Source organism: Flavobacterium tructae, from assembly GCF_002217475.1.
Lineage (GTDB): Bacteria > Bacteroidota > Bacteroidia > Flavobacteriales > Flavobacteriaceae > Flavobacterium > Flavobacterium tructae.
Genome location: NZ_MUHH01000001.1, coordinates 37,972 through 50,235, shown reverse-complemented (window position 1 = coordinate 50,235; position 12,264 = coordinate 37,972). Strand labels below are relative to the sequence as shown.

The window sequence follows — 12,264 nt, the reverse complement described above, 5'->3', positions numbered from 1 at the left end:
ACTTCGCTCAGCCTGACACTCAAAAAAGCAACTTGAAAAAGGGCAAGGTTTAAATTCGAGAAAATTTTACAATTAATAGGGAAACAACAAAAAACTTCCCGAAATTTGCACTTTAAATAAAAGTAAACATGAAAATAAATCTAAAATCAGGAATTGATAAATTGCTTTTCGGAATGAAGCAGAACGATGTTACAGCTGCTTTAGGAAAGCCTGATAAAAATTATAAAGATGAAGATGATAATGTGATTTTTGTATACAATGCACAAAAGATCAGATTGACGTTTTATCAGGAAGAAGACCTGAAATTAGGTTATTTAGTAGCTTCAAGCAGCGATTTAGAAGTTTTTGGATTCAAACTAATCGGAAGAAAAATTGCTGATGTAAAGAAAGATTTAGCAACAAAAGGAATTACAAAATACAATCAGGAAACTTTTGATACTTTCGAGAATTACTTTAATGAAGACAACTGGTTCATCCTTCAAACAGAATTTGACGAAGTGGTGAAGTTTGAAATCGGTGCAATCATAAACGATAAAGACGAATTTGACTGGAAATTTCCGGTAAAGAAGAAGTAGTTAAAAAGATTTGTAGCCTAAAGAACAAACAGGTGTCACACTGAGCGAGGTATATAGGCATGTAATGTCAGACTGAGCGAAGTATATAGGTACGTAAGGTCAGACTAAACGAAGTATATAGGCATGTAATGTCAGACTGCGTGAAGTATATAGGCACATAATGTCAGACTGAGCGAAGTATATAGGTACGTAAGGTCAGACTAAACGAAGTATATAGGTATGTAATATCAGACTGCGTGAAGTATATTGGCACATAATGTCAGACTGAGCGAAGTCGAAGTCCCACACGCTAAGTCCATACTGTTGAAGACTTCGACTTCGCTCAGTCTGACGTACGATGTTACCGTTTTAGTTTGATAGCTCACAATGATAATTATAAAAAAAACCGACAATCTCTTGTCGGTTTTTTTGTGTTTGAGTTGAAAAGAACTATCCTTTCAACCATGCATTTTTTAGTTTTTCTTTTGAAGTGTCTGTTGCTTTAAAAGTCTCTTTTTCTTCAAACGGAACTTTTACGGTTCCTTTGATCGTTTGTTCAACACCGGCACGTTTTATTTTAATCGTAATTGGATCATTTTCCTTCCAGTTATCACTTTCGCCAATCAAATCATAAATATTGTCGAAATTGTACGCTTTATCGTTTACAGCAAGTATTATATCGCCTCCTTTAAGATTTAAATTAGTAAAAAACACATTCAAATCGATATTAGAACGAACATTTATGGCTTTAGTAGCTTTGTCAACTCCAATATAAGGTGCCTGACCTTTAATGAAAACTGGCGCCGGAGCTTTTTCTGAAGCTTTGGTCACACCAACTTTTGCTAAATAAAAGTCATAAGGAATAGGAGTCGTTCCTGCCACATATTTATTTAGGAATTCACCAACCTCAGGATAAGTTAATTCAGTTACTTTAGCAAAAAGTTCGTTATCGTTAAATGGTTTTTCAATACCATATTCATTCGATAATTTGTGCATTAGATCCAGAATTCCTCTTTCTCCATTGCTTTTTTCTCTAATGATGATGTCAATACACATTCCAATCAAAGCTCCTTTTTGATATACATTTAAGTATTGATCTTTATAAGGCTGATCCAGTACATTTTTACTCATTACGGTAAACGACATGGTATCGTTTAAACGTTTAGACTGCTCAATTTTATCGGCAATACGCGTGTAAAATTCAGCTTCGTTAATCAACCCCTGATTGATTTGAAACAGATTGGCAAAATATTCTGTTACTCCTTCGTACATCCATAAATGCTCCGACATTTTTGGGGCATTGTAATCAAAAAACTGAATTTCTTTAGAGTGAATGGTTAGCGGAGTTACGATGTGAAAAAATTCATGCGAAACTACATCTTTCATTGATTCTACCAGTTTTTCTTTAGGCATAGATTCCGGTAAAACAACTGTTGTAGCCGTTGGGTGTTCCAATGCTCCAAAACCGTGGGCATCATCCTTAGCCATACTTGACAGATACAAAAGAACAGTATATTTTTTGTTAGCATTTACTTTGCCTAAAAAGTTCTTTTGTGCCGTCATCATCGTTTTCATTTCAGGAGTGATGCTTTCGGCTGTAAACTTTCCGGTTGGAGAATAAACGGCGATTAAAATATCCATTCCATTTACGTTGAAAGTCGTATAATCAGGTTTAGAGTACATGATCGGATTTTCGACTAAAACAGCATAGCGGGAAGTGGTAAAAACGTCACTTGTTTTGCTGGCGTCTTCATCTGTCATTGAAGTGGCTCCCCAAAGTGTTTCAGGATGTGTTACTGTAACTTTATAAGGAATTTCTAATTTATCCTGAAAGTAACCTACAAAACCGTGTGTATTAACTAAGAAATTAACGCCCGCATTGATATTTGTTCCGGCAGGAGAAAATACGTCATCATTTCCAAATCCCGTTCCTTTTTCAGTATCAAAAGTATCTCCTACCCAATAGGTAACTTTTTTTAATTTTTTTGCATCTGAAATAGACCAGGAGTTGTCATCAATCCTTTTTACAGTTAATTCATTTCCTTTGGCATCAAAGGCTTTAAAATCACCTGAAAATTTACCGTAATTATCCGTAGAATAAGTTCCCGGAACCGTTTTTGGGATACTGTAAATTACTTCGTCAGTTTTTATTTGCGGAGGGGTTACCGTTACCAGAACTTTGTCGTCTTTTACATCAACAAGATTAATGTTTACGTCTACAACATTGTTTTTTGCTGTACTGGAGGAACTCCCTGTTTTACAGCTCCAAAGTGTGACTGCAAGCGCTAAGGTGTAAATTATTTTCTTCATTTCTTCATATTTGGTTATCGCTATTTGACACACAAAAGGTAAAAAAGTTACATTTCGGTTAAAAATAAAAAAAAACTCCTGAAATTCAGGAGTTATATTTTAATCTAGTTTGTTTTTTATATAATATTTGCCATCCAAATCTTCGTCAAAATCGTCTATTTTAACTGGTTTTGGTTTTGGTTTATTTGCAATTGCCTTTTTTTTCCACATCTCAAATTTCTCAAGGGGCATTTTCTTTTTCATGATTTCCAGAATTTCTTTTTCTGCCAATCCAAATTCCTTTTTTATGATTTCAAATGGATTTTTTTCTTCTAAGGCTAACGAAACAATTTTTTCAGTTTGTTCCCAATTCAATTCTTTGCGGTTACTCTTTTTCATCACGTGAAAATTAATTCAAAATAGAGGTTAATGATTAATAGATTGATTTTCAATTTAAGTATCAATATTAATAAAAAAAATAATTAGTTGGTTCGATGAATGCTGTTTTTTTTAATGATTTTAACTGTTTTTTGCGGATCTCGATTTTTGAAACGGTATTTTTAATAGATTTTTCAAATTGTTGTTTTCTTCAACGGCCATGTGGGTATCTACGCCATAAATTATTTTGTCTCTGGGTAAAGTGGTGAAAGTACCAAACAGACGGTCCCAAACCGAAAAAATGTTGCCATAATTACTGTCTGTATATGGCAGAACGTAATGATGATGTACTTTGTGCATATTCGGAGAAACGATAAAATAACTTAGTAAAGTGTCTAGTTTTTGAGGCAATGCTATATTGGCATGAGTAAACTGTGTAGAAATAACAGACAAGGTTTGGTATAGAAAAACCATCCACATTGGACTTCCGATGATCAAAACCCCAAGAGTTGTAAAGATAAATCGGATAATGCTTTCACCGGGGTGATGCCGATTTGCGGATGTAGTGTCAATCCAGGTATCGGTGTGATGAACAAGATGAAAACGCCATAAAATTTTGAACCTGTGCTGTACATAATGAGGAGTATAGGCACCAATTAAATCCAGCAATAGTAAACCAATGATGGTGTAAAGCCACAGCGGTAAAGCGGGTAACCATTGTAATAGTCCAAAGTGGTTTTCAGTCGTCCAGTTTGCTGTTTTAATTAAAATAAAAGCTAAAACAAAATTGACAATTATGGTAGTGAAAGTCAGGAAAAAATTGATTCCTGCATGCTGCCATTTTCGATAGTGCATCCGGAACAGGGGAAAGGTATTTTCAATCATCCAAAAAAAGGTAATTCCGCCAACCAGAATTAAGCTTCTGTGCGAAGACGGAATTGTACTGAAATAGGCAACAATATCATTCATAAGGCTATATTAGAGTGATACAAAATAAGGGTGATTCAGATTGTTGAAGAAAAACAAATACAGGTAAGTTCTTCTGAAAAAAAGAAAAGAGAAAACCGAATAGAAGTATATTTGATTTTCTCTTTTGTGATAGTTATAAGCAAAGATTTATGCTTTTTTGATTAAGCTGATTATGAACAGTAAGACCCAGGCTCCTCCAACAGCAATTATAATTTGCCAAAGAAGTCCGCCACCACCGATACCTAATTTACCGGCAATCCAGCCTCCAATAATACCGCCAACAATTCCTACGACGATATTACCTAATAATCCAAAACCTGCACCTTTCCAGATCTGACCTGCAAGCCATCCAGATATTGCACCAATAAGTAAAAAATATAAAAATTCCATATGTTAATTTTTTTGAGGTTAAAGAGGAGTTGATTAAGCTTCGGCGTGATTTTGCAGTACGGTTTTATAAATGAAACCGGCTACAATAGCACCCAGAATTGGAGCTGCCCAAAACAGCCAGACTTGAGAAAGCGGCTCTCCACCAACAAAAATGGCCTGAGATAATGATCTTGCTGGATTTACCGAAGTATTGGTAATTGGAATACTGATTAGGTGTATTAAGGTTAGAGCAAAACCAATTGCAATACCGGCAAATCTTCCGTTGGCAAATTTATCTGTAGCTCCTAAAATTACTAATAAGAAAAACAATGTTAGTACAAACTCAGCGATAAAAGCAGATTGCAGGGAATATCCGTCAGGGGAGAAGGCTCCAAAACCATTAGAGGCAAAAGCTCCTGCTTTGGTATTATCAATGGCAAAACCGGCTTTTCCTGATGCAATGGTGAATAAAGTTCCTGCGGCCGCAAGAGCACCAACGCATTGAGCGACTATGTAAGGAATTAAGTCTTTTGCAGGAAATCTGCCGCCTGCCCATAGACCAAAAGAAACAGCAGGATTAAAGTGGCCTCCTGAAATATGTCCTACGGCATAAGCCATTGTAAGTACTGTTAAACCGAAAGCCAGTGCAACACCTGCAAATCCGATTCCTAAGTCGGGAATTCCGGCTGCAAAAATTGCGCTTCCACAACCTCCAAAAACCAGCCAAAAAGTTCCAAAAAACTCTGCAAATAATTTTTTCATAATAAATAGTTTTAATTAATAGTTGATTGTTAAAAAGTATATTGGTATGCCCACAAAATCAAAACAATCTGAATGGGCAAGCGTATAAACAAAATCCACTTTGGTAAACCAAAACTTGCTTTTTTATTCTGATACATATAGAGATTGGAAGGGAATACAGCAATTAAAGTAGCTATAATTCCCCATGCACCAAAATGAGAGGTAACAGGAATCAGGAGGAGTATGCCGAAGATGACCTCGGCAACACCACTTAAAATATTTATTAATTTAGGATTTGAAAAAAAAGGGGGAATGATCTTAAAGTACATTCCCGGTTTTCTGAAATGATTTAATCCGGCAATAATATAAAGCGAAGCCATTAAATATAAATGCCAGGGTAAATTCATGATAAATAGGATTGTTTATCACGAATTTATAAAAAAATTAACAATTATTGCACTACAAGAGGCTTTTTTTTAGAGTGTTTCTAAATTAGCTGTTCTTGCGTTTGAAATTTACATTCATAATAACAATGGCTAAAATGATTAGAATAATTCCAATCCATTGTGAAAGAATTACTTCTTCATTTAATAAAACGTAGGCCATGGTTACTGAAACTGGCAACTCAAGGGCAGAAACGATACTTCCAAGACCAATTCCAGTTAATGGAAATCCAAGATTCATTAACATTGGAGGAATGATAGTTCCGAATAAAGCCAATATGATTCCCCATTTTGCAAAAATAGCAAGGTTAAAAGGAGTAACCTGTGTTACCAAGGCAAATGAAAATACGATAATGGCACCTCCAAACAGCATGTACAAACTACGTTGTGCCGACGAGATTTCGGTTGCAACGCGATTGGCGGTAAACATAGTAGTGGTAAAAGAGGCAGCTGCCAGCATTCCCCAAACAAGCCCTCTCCAGTCCAGTTCGATTTCGTTGTGTAGAATATTAGTGGCTAAAACAGTACCAATAAGAACAATAAATACCGAAAAAACTTTTTGTTTGGAAGGTAATTTCTTTTCTAAGATCATTTCAAGTAAAACTCCTATCCAGACTGTTTGCATTAGTAAAACGATACCAATTGAAACAGGGATGTATTTTACTGCCAAATAATAAAACAAACTCGTCATTCCTAATGAAGTACCGGCAAGCATTAAGCTGAATATGTTTTTTGGCGTTGCTTTCACAACATTGTCTTTATGTTTTAGTTTTTGGAATGTATTGATTAGTAAAATACCAATGATTCCTAATACAAATTGAGAGGTAGTTACTTCGGCAGTAGTATATCCTTCTGTGTAGGCCATTTTTACGAAAGTGGCTAACATCCCATAAGTTGTAGCTCCTAAGGCTACTAAAAATACTCCTTTTAATACATTGTTTTGTGACATCTTAATCTGTTTATTTTAAAAAATTTAAGCCGGCAAAGGTAAGCTATTTTGTTTAGGATTTAATAGAAAATATTGAGAAACGTTGTGATTGCGTTTATTTCATTCTTTTTGTGAGGTTTAAAATTGAAGATTTGACAGGATGGTATAAAATAAAAAACCACCATGAAATACATCGTGGTGGTTGCTTTTAAGTCCGGTAAGGTACTTTGAATTACTTTACGGGTTGTTCTTTATAAGTTTCGATTTCAAAGATTAAAGTGGCGTTTGGCGGAATTACACCCCCGGCACCTTTTTCTCCGTAAGCTAAATTAGAAGGAAGGAAGAATATTGCTTTTTCTCCATCTGTCATCATGTCTAAAGCTTCAATAAAGCCAGGAATCATTCCGTCTTTTTTACCTACAACAAAAGGGAACGCTTTGTATCCTTTTTGGGCATCGCGGTTGGCATCGTATTTACCATAAGCTTTTGCTACGGTAGAGATACTACTGTCAAAAAGATTTCCATCTTCAAAATATCCTGCATAGTGAAAGTAAATGTTAGATCCTTCAGCTCCTTTAACGCCTGTTCCTTTTTGTGTAACGACATATTTTAAGCCGGAAGCTGTTGTAGTCGCTTTCGCTTTTGTAGCGGCAAAATAAGCTGCTTTTTCAGTAATCACTTTTTGAGATTCTGCTTTTTTCGCCTCTTGTTTTTTCGCATCTTCAGCAAGTACTTTTACAGCGTCAAATTTTTTGGCTGCAGCACCTTTGCGTGTAATGGTAATTTTTGTCATGATATCGTCCTGAACAATTTTATTTACATTGTCCATTCCTGAAACCACATGACCAAAAATAGTATGTTTACCATTTAACCATGGTGTATCTTTGTGTGTGATAAAAAACTGACTTCCGTTTGTAGCCGGACCAGAATTGGCCATTGCCAGAACTCCGCCTTTTTCAAATTTTAAATCTTCTACAAATTCATCTTTAAATGCATATCCCGGACCTCCTGAACCATTTCCGTCAGGATCTCCACCCTGAATCATGAAATCATTGATTACTCGGTGAAATTTCAATCCGTCGTAAAAAGGTTTACCTTTAAGTTTTTCCACTTTAACGTTTGGGTTCGTTCCTTCTGCCAACGAGATAAAGTTAGCCACAGTTACCGGTGTTTTTACATATTCTAAAGAAACCACGATATCTCCTTTTGTGGTGGCTATTGTAGCAAAAATACCTTCGCCAGGATTGGCTTTAGGGGCTATCTTTGCTGCTGTCGCTGCTGTTTTTGGCTTTGCTTTAGCAACTGGTTTTTTGGTAGCCTGAGCCTGAATATTTACAACTGCCAGGCAAAATAAAAATAGAAATTTAAACTTCATGTTGTTCCGAATTTAAGTCTATGATGGTTTTTCTTTAAAAAAAATTATTGTGGTTTTTCTAATAATTGAATTTCGAAAATAATATTAGCATTTGGTGGAATTACTCCGCCAGCACCGGTAGCTCCGTAAGCTAAATGTGCAGGAATAAAAAGTACTGCTTTGTCTCCAAATGAAAGTTGTTCAATTCCTTCAATAAAACCGGGAATCATTCCGTCTTTACGACCTGCCTGGAAAGGAATTGGCTGGTATCCGTGTGCTTCGGCTCTTGCAGCATCAAATTTTCCGAAAGCTTTATTAACTTCTTCTACGCTAGAATCAAATAAAGTACCATCTTCTAAGAAACCGGAGTAATTGATGTACAATTGAGCTCCTGTAGCCGGTTTTTTACCTGTTCCTTTTTCAGTGATTACAAATTCTAACCCTGAATTGGTTTTGGTTGCTTTAGGTTTGATAGAGGCTAAATACGCTACTTTTTCTTTTTGTACGCCCGCGTATTTTCCTTTTTCTTTAGCAATTTCAGAGAAATAATCGTGAAATACTTTTATAGCATCAAACTTTTTGGCAGCTTCACCGTTTCTGATAATTTTTACCGAAACAATTTTATCGTCTTGTTTGATCTGATTAACAACTTCCTGTCCTTTTTCAACCACATGACCAAAAATAGTGTGTTTTCCGTCTAACCATGGAGTCTCAACATGTGTGATGAAGAACTGACTGCTGTTTGTAGCCGGACCATTGTTTGCCATTGCTAAAACACCGGCTTTGTCAAATTTTAAATCGGTGATCTCATCTTTAAATCGGTATCCTGCATCACCTGAACCAGTTCCTTCAGGATCTCCGGTCTGAATCATAAAATTTTCAATAACTCTGTGAAATTTTAATCCGTCGTAAAAAGGTTTTCCTTTTAGGTAATCTTTAGTAACAAACTCGCTTTTACCTTCAGCTAAGGTTACAAAATTAGCTACTGTAACAGGTGCTTTTTTATAATCCAATTCAACAATAATGTGTCCTTTATTGGTTTCAATATCCGCATATAAACCATCAGGCAGGTTGCTGTGTTCGTCTTTACAAGAGAATAATGAACTAACGGCAAGTAATACTAGTAGAATACTTTTTTTCATTTTTAAAAGGTTGTTTTTATGGGTTTAAGGTGTCTTTTTTAGTTTGAGCTACAGTTTTAGGAGCTGTTGTTTTAGGGGTTTGTGCAGTTGTAGTTGTTGGATTAGCAGCTGGATCCGGTACAAAGTTACGAAGTGTAACAGTGCACATTAAGGATTGATTAGGTCCTATTTTTTTATTGTCTCCGTGGTATCCGTAGGCGATATGCGAAGGAAATAAGAAAGTCACGGTTTCGTTTTTATGCATCATTTTTATACCGTCACGTAATCCCATCATAATGTCTTGCTTGTCTACATAATAGGTTTGCGGACCAAGATCGGCTTCAGAATAGATTATTTGGCCATTGATATCTTTTACTTCCAGATTAAAATAAGCGATATCTCCTTTTTTAGGAGTCTGGAGATCAGTTTCATTTCGTTCATCATAATACAGCCAGTATCCTTTTCGGGTGGCATAGTATTTTGTTTTCGGATTGCTTTTGATTATTTTTTTGATAACATCCTCTTCATTGGCTACTAATTTTTTATTTCGATCGGCTGATTTTTTCATAAAAGTACCGGAAGCCTGAGAAATAGGTCTTCTGGCATCTTCATGTTGTTTACAGCTAACCAATAAAACAGCAAAAAGTAGGGCGCAACTGCTTTGTTTTAAGTAGTTCATATTTGGGTTATATTTCTAGTTTGTTTACTAAATCTTCAAATTTTTTCAAAGTTTCTGCCATTGAAGTCTCTGATTTTCCTCCCGCTGCATTACTGTGTCCACCACCATTAAAATGATCTCTGGCAAACTGGTTTACGTCAAATCCTCCTTGTGAACGGAAAGAGATTTTAATGATTTTCTCGTCTTTATTTTCGATAAAAATAGCAGTAAAAACAATACCTTTTATACTTAAACCGTAATTAACAATACCTTCGGTGTCGCCTTTTACATAATTAAATGCGTCCAGTTCGTCCTGAGTAAGTGAAGTATAAGAGGTTTTGTGTTCTTCCAGAACTTTCATGTTTTGTAACGCACGGCCTAACAATTGCAAACGGCTGTAAGAACTGTTGTCGAACAACAAAACGGGTATTTGAGTATTTTCGACACCTAAATCGATTAGTTCAGCAATGATACGGTGTGTATTTCCTGTTGTTCCCGGAAAGCGGAACGAGCCGGAATCCGTTAATATTCCTGTGTAGATACAAGTGGCGATGGTTTTGTCTAAATCTTCTTTTTTGCCTAAGAAAGAAATAAAATTATAAACCATTTCACAGGTAGATCCAAACGAGGTATCAGAGTAAGTATAAAGCGCATAATCATCCGGTTTCTGATGATGGTCGATCATAATAAACGGAGCGGTTAGCTTCACAAGAGTATGTTCCATCTCACCTGTACGATGAAAAGCATTAAAATCCAGTGTAAAAATAAGCTCAGCTTCTTCTAATATTTTGGTACAGTTTTCAGTATCTTTTTCAAATATTTTAACCTTTTCAGAACCTGGAAGCCAGGCTAAAAAATTAGGAAAATCATTAGGAGCAATTACTGTTGGCTGATGATTGTTTTTTAATAAAAAATGATATAACCCTAAGGTTGAACCCATAGCATCACCGTCAGGTCCTCTATGAGGAATGATGGCAATTTTCTTTGGGGTTGCGAGTAATAATTGTATCGCTTGAATGTCTTGTATTTTCATAGTGTGCGAATTTACATTTTTTTAATGTAATGCTGAAATCATTTTTTATAAGTTAATTGTGCTGAGTCCAAAGTCCAAAGTCCAAAGTCCAAAGTCGAAAGTCCAAAGTCGAAAGCCTAAAGCCTAAAGCTTATAGCGTACTAGAGGTTTTCCAGTTCTTTTCGTTGTAGTCTCTGATACAACTGATACTTCGCTCCTTTTACAATTTGTGATTTGTAAATTCCAACAGAACCGGAGGAGAAATACGCTATAACGCATGCAATGGCGATGAACAATCCGGGCTGAATTCCAAAAAGTTCCATTCCCATAATGGTACAGGCAATAGGTGTGTGCGTGGCTCCTGAAAATACTGCTACAAATCCCAAACCCGCTAAGAAAGCAATGGGTAACGGAATGACCAGAGACAAAGCACTCCCTAAAGTTGCTCCTACAAAGAACAATGGAGTTACTTCGCCACCTTTAAATCCTGCACCGAGAGTAAATCCGGTGAATAGAATTTTAAGCAGGAAATCGTACCACGGATTAGCATTTGTAAAGGAATCGACAATTACCGGAACTCCCAAGCCAGAGAATTTTGTGAGTCCGAAACCTGCAAGGACAATAGACAAAACAATTCCCCCGATAAAAGGACGGAGTGGAGGATACTTGATGTTTTTGGAGAAAAGGGAACCCCAGAAATGGGTGCTTCTCGAGAAAAGCAGAGCCGCAAAACCGGATAAGAGACCGATTAAAACGACATAAGATAAAGTTACCAGGCTAATTTCAGGAACACCCGGAATGCTGTAATGAGTATGTTTAACCGGCCAGAATTCAACGGTGAAATAAGCGGCATAAGCGACTAAGAAAGAAAGGAGGGTACTCTTGAAATTAATTTTACTAAAATACAAAACTTCCAAGGCAAAAATGGCACCTGCAAGCGGTGTCCCAAAAACAGAAGCAAAACCGGCACTGATTCCGAGGATAATGAGAACTCTGCGTTCGGTATTATCTAAATTGAAAAGTTTAGTAAATTGATCGGCGATAGCACCTCCCATTTGTACTGCTGTGCCTTCACGTCCTGCTGAACCTCCAAATAAATGGGTTAGTAAGGTTCCTAAAAGCACGAGAGGAGCCATTTTAAACGGAATGACTTTTTGAGGATTTTCGTATTCTTCAAGTAATAGATTATTGCCTTTTACAACGGATTCTCCCCAATAATGATAACTAAATCCAACAAGTAGACCGCCAACAGGTAAAAGCCAGATAATCCAATCGTGATGAATTCTAAATTGCGTAACCCATTCAAGTGAAAGTAAGAAAAATGCAGAAGCAGATCCGGACAAAACACCTATTAGGACACAAATGAGAATCCATTTGAAAATAGTAAGCAGTGTTTTTTTTAGGTTTTGAAAAGCCATTAATAAACTAAGTTTTTTAGCCACGAATTC

General features: G+C 36.2%; 13 protein-coding genes. 1 reads left to right on the top strand and 12 read right to left on the bottom strand.

Annotated features, from left to right (window positions below; translation table 11 throughout):
• Positions 1-128: 128 nt before the first annotated feature.
• Positions 129-575, top strand: coding sequence for a hypothetical protein (locus B0A80_RS00175; protein ID WP_017498720.1), 447 nt, complete (start codon positions 129-131; stop codon positions 573-575).
• 429 nt (positions 576-1,004) lie between these two features.
• Here B0A80_RS00175 and B0A80_RS00170 read toward each other — a convergent pair whose 3' ends face one another.
• From B0A80_RS00170 to B0A80_RS00115, 12 genes are all read right to left on the bottom strand, one after another.
• Positions 1,005-2,864, bottom strand: coding sequence for a M61 family metallopeptidase (locus B0A80_RS00170; protein WP_089076014.1), 1,860 nt, complete (start codon positions 2,862-2,864; stop codon positions 1,005-1,007).
• Positions 2,865-2,963: 99 nt separating this feature from the next.
• Positions 2,964-3,242 (bottom strand): DUF2805 domain-containing protein, encoded by a 279-nt coding sequence (locus tag B0A80_RS00165; protein ID WP_017497301.1) that lies wholly within the window; start codon positions 3,240-3,242, stop codon positions 2,964-2,966.
• Between the two features lie 120 nt (positions 3,243-3,362).
• Complete coding sequence (locus B0A80_RS00160; protein WP_089076013.1) at positions 3,363-4,190, bottom strand: sterol desaturase family protein; 828 nt, start codon at positions 4,188-4,190, stop codon at positions 3,363-3,365.
• A 147-nt stretch (positions 4,191-4,337) separates the two neighbouring features.
• The gene (locus B0A80_RS00155; protein ID WP_017497303.1) at positions 4,338-4,580 is read right to left on the bottom strand and encodes a GlsB/YeaQ/YmgE family stress response membrane protein; all 243 of its coding nucleotides are present in this window, start codon (positions 4,578-4,580) and stop codon (positions 4,338-4,340) included.
• A 33-nt stretch (positions 4,581-4,613) separates the two neighbouring features.
• Positions 4,614-5,321 carry an aquaporin Z gene (gene aqpZ, locus B0A80_RS00150; protein ID WP_089076012.1) on the bottom strand — a complete coding sequence of 236 codons (708 nt, stop codon included), beginning with the start codon at positions 5,319-5,321 and terminating at the stop codon, positions 4,614-4,616.
• A gap of 29 nt (positions 5,322-5,350) precedes the next feature.
• On the bottom strand, positions 5,351-5,707 hold the full coding sequence (locus B0A80_RS00145; protein WP_070906879.1) for a DoxX family protein: 357 nt from the start codon (positions 5,705-5,707) through the stop codon (positions 5,351-5,353).
• 85 nt (positions 5,708-5,792) lie between these two features.
• Positions 5,793-6,692, bottom strand: coding sequence for an EamA family transporter (locus B0A80_RS00140; RefSeq protein WP_070906878.1), 900 nt, complete (start codon positions 6,690-6,692; stop codon positions 5,793-5,795).
• Positions 6,693-6,903: 211 nt separating this feature from the next.
• Positions 6,904-8,046, bottom strand: coding sequence for a peptidylprolyl isomerase (locus B0A80_RS00135; protein ID WP_070906877.1), 1,143 nt, complete (start codon positions 8,044-8,046; stop codon positions 6,904-6,906).
• Positions 8,047-8,090: 44 nt separating this feature from the next.
• The gene (locus tag B0A80_RS00130; protein ID WP_017497308.1) at positions 8,091-9,167 is read right to left on the bottom strand and encodes a peptidylprolyl isomerase; all 1,077 of its coding nucleotides are present in this window, start codon (positions 9,165-9,167) and stop codon (positions 8,091-8,093) included.
• A 16-nt stretch (positions 9,168-9,183) separates the two neighbouring features.
• Complete coding sequence (gene gldI / locus B0A80_RS00125; protein ID WP_089076011.1) at positions 9,184-9,825, bottom strand: gliding motility-associated peptidyl-prolyl isomerase GldI; 642 nt, start codon at positions 9,823-9,825, stop codon at positions 9,184-9,186.
• Positions 9,826-9,832: 7 nt separating this feature from the next.
• Positions 9,833-10,837: a DHH family phosphoesterase gene (locus B0A80_RS00120; RefSeq protein ID WP_089076010.1), complete on the bottom strand. Its 1,005-nt coding sequence runs from the start codon at positions 10,835-10,837 to the stop codon at positions 9,833-9,835.
• Positions 10,838-10,977: 140 nt separating this feature from the next.
• On the bottom strand, positions 10,978-12,234 hold the full coding sequence (locus B0A80_RS00115) for a voltage-gated chloride channel family protein (RefSeq protein WP_089076009.1): 1,257 nt from the start codon (positions 12,232-12,234) through the stop codon (positions 10,978-10,980).
• Positions 12,235-12,264 lie beyond the last annotated feature (30 nt).

Coding starts and splice junctions, on each gene's coding strand:
- B0A80_RS00175 (WP_017498720.1), top strand. CDS start 129: ATGAAAATAAATCTAAAATCAGGAATTGATAAATTGCTTTTCGGAATG.
- B0A80_RS00170 (WP_089076014.1), bottom strand. CDS start 2,864: ATGAAGAAAATAATTTACACCTTAGCGCTTGCAGTCACACTTTGGAGC.
- B0A80_RS00165 (WP_017497301.1), bottom strand. CDS start 3,242: ATGAAAAAGAGTAACCGCAAAGAATTGAATTGGGAACAAACTGAAAAA.
- B0A80_RS00160 (WP_089076013.1), bottom strand. CDS start 4,190: ATGAATGATATTGTTGCCTATTTCAGTACAATTCCGTCTTCGCACAGA.
- B0A80_RS00155 (WP_017497303.1), bottom strand. CDS start 4,580: ATGGAATTTTTATATTTTTTACTTATTGGTGCAATATCTGGATGGCTT.
- aqpZ (WP_089076012.1), bottom strand. CDS start 5,321: ATGAAAAAATTATTTGCAGAGTTTTTTGGAACTTTTTGGCTGGTTTTT.
- B0A80_RS00145 (WP_070906879.1), bottom strand. CDS start 5,707: ATGAATTTACCCTGGCATTTATATTTAATGGCTTCGCTTTATATTATT.
- B0A80_RS00140 (WP_070906878.1), bottom strand. CDS start 6,692: ATGTCACAAAACAATGTATTAAAAGGAGTATTTTTAGTAGCCTTAGGA.
- B0A80_RS00135 (WP_070906877.1), bottom strand. CDS start 8,046: ATGAAGTTTAAATTTCTATTTTTATTTTGCCTGGCAGTTGTAAATATT.
- B0A80_RS00130 (WP_017497308.1), bottom strand. CDS start 9,167: ATGAAAAAAAGTATTCTACTAGTATTACTTGCCGTTAGTTCATTATTC.
- gldI (WP_089076011.1), bottom strand. CDS start 9,825: ATGAACTACTTAAAACAAAGCAGTTGCGCCCTACTTTTTGCTGTTTTA.
- B0A80_RS00120 (WP_089076010.1), bottom strand. CDS start 10,837: ATGAAAATACAAGACATTCAAGCGATACAATTATTACTCGCAACCCCA.
- B0A80_RS00115 (WP_089076009.1), bottom strand. CDS start 12,234: ATGGCTTTTCAAAACCTAAAAAAAACACTGCTTACTATTTTCAAATGG.